The sequence below is a fragment of the Streptomyces sp. NPDC111744 genome, from assembly GCF_055634995.1.
This window is the reverse complement of the sequence record NZ_JBVKCG010000077.1, coordinates 1-1,798: the sequence shown is the minus strand read 5'-3', so window position 1 is coordinate 1,798 and position 1,798 is coordinate 1. Positions and strand designations below refer to the sequence as shown.

The 1,798-nt window shown below is 70.6% G+C and carries 1 protein-coding gene; it reads left to right on the top strand.

Translation table 11 applies throughout. From position 1 onward, the window contains the following. The coding region (locus tag ACZ7OO_RS44070; RefSeq protein WP_471513012.1) for a condensation domain-containing protein at positions 1 to 1,798 on the top strand (1,798 nt) is incomplete at both ends.

The window sequence follows — 1,798 nt, the reverse complement described above, 5'->3', positions numbered from 1 at the left end:
AGATCCTTTGCTCGGCGTTCGCCGACGTCCTGGGCCTGCCCTCGGTCGGGGTCGACGACAACTTCTTCGACCTCGGCGGACACTCCCTCCTGGCGGTGACGCTGGTGGAGCGGTTGCGGGCGCGGGGCGTGTCCGTCGATGTGCGCACGCTGTTCGCCGCCCCGACGGTGGCCCGGCTGGCCGCGGCATCGGGCCGGGAGGAGGTCGTGGTGCCGCCGTGCCTGATACCCGAGGGCGCGGACGCGATCCTGCCGGAGATGGTGCCGCTGGCCGGACTGTCCGAACGGGAACTGGCCCGAATCGTGGCGGGAGTACCCGGCGGCGCGGCCGCCGTGCAGGACGTCTACCCGCTGGCACCGCTCCAGGAGGGCCTGTTCTTCCACCACCGGTTGGAGGCCGCGGACGGACAGGACCCGTATGTGGTGCGGCTGGTGCTGCGGTTCGACTCGCGCGTCCGGCTGGACGCGTTCACGGGGGCGTGGCAGAAGGTCATCGACCGCCACGACATTCTGCGGACCTCGATCGCCTGGGAGGGACTGGACCAGCCGGTGCAAGTGGTCCACCGACAGGCCGTGCTGCCGGTCACCGAGGTCGAGCTCGGCGTCGGCGTCACCGGCGATGACGCGGTCCAGGCTCTGCTCGCGACGTGTGAGCCGCTGATGGACCTGCGCCGTGCCCCGTTGGCGGATGTGCATGTGGCTGCGGAACCCGACGGTGACGGCCGCTGGCTGCTGGCGCTGCGGATGCACCACATCATCGATGACAACACCTCGCTGAAGGTGGTGCTGGGCGAGGTACGGGCGTTCATGGAGGGCCGTGAGGATGGGCTGCCGGCCCCGTTGCCGTACCGGAACTTCGTCGGGCAGGCGCTGCTCGGCGTCTCTCGTGAGGAGCACGCTGCGTACTTCTCGGGGCTGCTCGGTGACGTGACCGAGCCGACCGCGCCGTTCGGTGTGCTGGACGTGCACGGGGACGGCCGGGGCGTGAGGGAGGCCGACGCGCTCGTGGAAGCCGGGCTGGCCCTGCGGGTGCGGGAGCAGGCCCGCCGGTTCGGCGTGAGCCCCGCCACGGTGTTCCATGTGGTGTGGTCGCGGGTGCTGGCCGCGGTCTCGGACCGTGATGATGTGGTGTTCGGCACGGTTCTGTTCGGCCGGATGCAGGCCGGGGTCGGTGCGGACCGGGTGCCGGGACTGTTCATCAACACCCTGCCGGTACGGACTTCCACGGGTGGAGTCGGTGTGCTGGACGCCCTGCGGTCGATGCAGGCACAACTGGCCGAGCTTCTGCTGCACGAACACGCCCCGCTGACGGTGGCGCAGCAGGCCAGTGGTGTCGCCGCGCCGGCCCCGCTGATCACCACGCTGTTCAACTACCGCAGGTCCGGCAACGGCGAAGACTCGGCCGACTTCGACCTCGAGGGGACTGAGCTCCTGCTCGGTGCGGAGCGGACCAACTATCCGCTCGGGGTGTCGGTGGACGACTTCGGCGCCGGCTCCCACGGTGGGTTCGGATTCTCGGTGCACGCAGTGGCACCGATCGACCCGGAGTCGGTCGCCAGGCTGCTGCACACGGCGACCGAGGGCGTGGTGGCCGCGCTGGAGGCATCTCCGGACCGCGCGCTGGACCGGATCGAGGTCCTGGACGCCGGCGACCTGCGGCGGGTGCTGACGGAGTGGAACGACACCACACGGCAGGTACCGGGTCTGTCGGCTGCGACGTTGCCGGGGTTGTTCGCCGCGCAGGTGGTGCGTACGCCGGATGCGGTTGCGGTGGTGGGTGAGGGTGTCCGGTTGTCGTA